General features: G+C 41.8%; 4 protein-coding genes. 1 reads left to right on the top strand and 3 read right to left on the bottom strand.

Features of this window, described 5'->3' with window-relative positions; translation table 11 throughout:
• Positions 1–91, bottom strand: a 91-nt coding sequence (locus tag LD39_RS23410) for a DHH family phosphoesterase (RefSeq protein WP_156112554.1), incomplete at its 3' end; no start/stop codon positions are given.
• A gap of 95 nt (positions 92–186) precedes the next feature.
• Entirely contained in the window at positions 187–594 is a 408-nt protein-coding gene (locus LD39_RS02650; RefSeq protein WP_035542607.1) for a hypothetical protein, read from the bottom strand.
• Between the two features lie 228 nt (positions 595–822).
• Here LD39_RS02650 and glnA point away from each other — a divergent pair, with 228 nt between their 5' ends.
• Complete coding sequence (gene glnA, locus LD39_RS02645) at positions 823–2,133, top strand: type I glutamate--ammonia ligase (RefSeq protein ID WP_035542606.1); 1,311 nt, start codon at positions 823–825, stop codon at positions 2,131–2,133.
• An 88-nt stretch (positions 2,134–2,221) separates the two neighbouring features.
• Here glnA and rsgA read toward each other — a convergent pair.
• Positions 2,222–2,848: ribosome small subunit-dependent GTPase A (gene rsgA / locus LD39_RS02640; RefSeq protein WP_035542605.1), on the bottom strand; the 627-nt coding region annotated here is incomplete at its 5' end.

The raw sequence follows: 2,848 nt of genomic DNA, 5'->3' as shown, positions 1-2,848 counted from the left end.
CTAGTGAATTTTTAAGGTCAGAATAAACAAGTGCGGAGCAGATCGTGTCTGTGTCCGGGTTTTTGTGACCGAAAATCAAAGTTTTACTCATTGTCATACCCCTTTCTTCTATTAGAAATTATGTATTTTCTATATTGTTTACAGACACGATTATAATGCATATGAACGATTGAGTCCATTCTCTCCTTAAAGAAACTGCTCTTCTTTATAAAAGCTGGTAACGAGTATATAGCCAAAGACAACTTGAATAGCGGCGGATAAAGAAGAATTTGTAATCATAATTAATGGAAATAAGGGTTCAACTTTAATCATATAGGGTATTAGCAAAAAATAGAGCGAGGGTATTCCAATGATGGAGATGCGAATTTTGTCTAATTTCCAGGATCCTTCTCGTTTTCTTTGTTCATTCCAACACCTGAAACCAAGAATGAATCCGATGGGTATGTAAGCGAGTTGATTGAATGTGACGTACGTGTAAACTTGAAAAGTCAGATTTGCCATATCCTGCAAATATCTATTCAAGATCGAAGCCATATACATGTAGAAAAAAATCAGCGTTCCCAGTCCTAGAGTGAGAAAAATATGTTTTTTCATTTGAACCACCTCATGACATTCATACGCCGCCCAATCCCTTTAGATTCATAGGTTTGCAGAATGACAGCTTAACAATCTTATTCTATGATTTTTCAAAAAATTTAAAATCACGTTTGAGATTTCTCTACACATTGTGTTAGAATTCCTTACATAAGGAATTTTGAGCTACATATCCAGCTTTTTTGGATAAACAAACTCATAAAAAAACATTTAAAGAGAGGGTAATGTATGACTTACACTAAAGAAGCAATTAAGCAGGAAGTAAAAGAAAATCGCGTAGAATTTATCTTACTAGAATTCACAGATATGCTGGGGGATACGAAAAACGTAGAATTGCCAGCTGAAGAGCTAGACATGATTCTAAATGACGAAGCAATGTTCGATAGTTCCTCCATTTCTGGCTTCTCAGAAATCCAAGAAAGTGATATGTATCTAGTCCCTGACTTGGACACATTTTTAGTGTTACCTTCCCTGGTAGATGAAGATCGCAGTGCACGTTTCATTTGCGACATCTACAAAACAGACGGCACTCCATTTGAAGGGGATCCTCGTTACATCCTTAAACGTGCGATGAAAGAAGCAGAAGATATGGGGTATACCGTTAACGTTGGTCCAGAGCCTGAATTCTTCCTCTTCAAATTAGATGAGAATGGATATCCGATTCGTGAAATGAACGACCGCGGTGGATATTTCGATGCCTCTCCGATTGATAAAGGAGATAAAGTACGTCGTGACATCGTCCGCACGCTGAAGAAATTCGGATTTGAAATGGAAGCTTCCCACCACGAAGTGGCAATGGGACAGCATGAAATTAACTTCCGTTTTGACAACATGCTGAAAACGGCAGATAACATTCAAACGTTCAAGAGCGTAGTTAAAGATATCGCTACAAACCACTCTTATCACGCTACTTTCATGCCGAAGCCGTTCTCAGGGGAAAATGGTTCAGGAATGCACTGCCACCTTTCCTTGTTCAGAGATGGAGACAGCGCGTTCTACGATGAGGATGCTAAAGATGGCGTATCTAAAACAATGAAACAGTTCATTGCAGGAATCCTTCATCACGCGGATGGAATCACTGCCATTACAAACCCTAACGTTAACTCATACAAGCGTCTCGTTCCTGGTTATGAAGCACCAGTTAGTGTGGCATGGTCCCACTCAAACCGTAGCTGTATGATTCGTGTTCCTAATACACGCGGTAAAGGTACTCGTTTTGAAGTACGTAACCCGGACCCGACAGCTAACCCTTATTTGACTCTTGCAGTGTTGATCCATGCAGGTCTTGATGGTATCCGTAACGAACTTGATGCAGGTGAGGCAGAGAGCCGTAACTTGTACGAAGTGACCGATGATAGCGTGCCTACACTTCCTACAAACCTTAAAGAAGCCATTCAAGCGCTTAGAAAAGACGAATTGCTGATGAATGCTCTAGGCGACCACACTTCTCAAGCTTATGTTGATGAGAAGAAACAAGAGTGGACAGAGTACTCCCTGCGTGTAAGCTCTTGGGAAATCCACAAATATATGAACAAATAATATACAAAAGCAGCTTAATCATCCTCATCCCTTTATAAGGATATAAGCAGCACAAAAGCCGGACTCTGAAGAGTCCGGCTTTTTATTCTTACTTTGAAAACTTGTTCTTATTAGGACCATGCAACATCCGGTTGGCAAGGTGCTGACCGTGGCGATCTTTTAGGTCCAGACGGCGCAATTCCCGCTTAAGCTTGTTGTAACTCTTCAGTCGATCTTCCTCAAGCTCCCCTGTCTCGATAGCGCTTCGTACCGCGCAGCCAGGCTCGGATTCATGCTTACAGTCTCTGAATTTGCACTGAACACTTATTTCTTCAATATCCGAAAAGGTCGCTTCAACTCCATGCTCTTCTCCCCACAGTTGAAGTTCCCGCATCCCAGGAGTATCAATAATATAGGCTCCATTGGGCAAAAGGAATAACTCCCTATGAGTTGTTGTATGCCGTCCTCGATCATCGCTCTCGCGCACTTCACTTGTTTTTTGCACTTCATGATTCACCATTCGGTTAATCAAGGTCGACTTACCGACACCGGAAGAACCGATTAACGAGATAGTATCACCAGGATTGGCTTCCACAAGGAGAAGATCTACCCCTTCTCCTGAGAGGTTATCAATCGCATAGACTGGGACTCCGGGAGCAATGAGATGAACTTGGGAAATCATTTCCTCCCAGTCATCACACAAATCCCGCTTCGTACAGACGACGACTGGCTTTGC

Origin of the sequence: Halobacillus sp. BBL2006, assembly GCF_000786645.1 — a bacterium.
Lineage (GTDB): Bacteria > Bacillota > Bacilli > Bacillales > Halobacillaceae > Halobacillus.
Note: the sequence above shows the minus strand (reverse complement) of the source record. Positions and strands in the feature narration are given on the sequence as shown.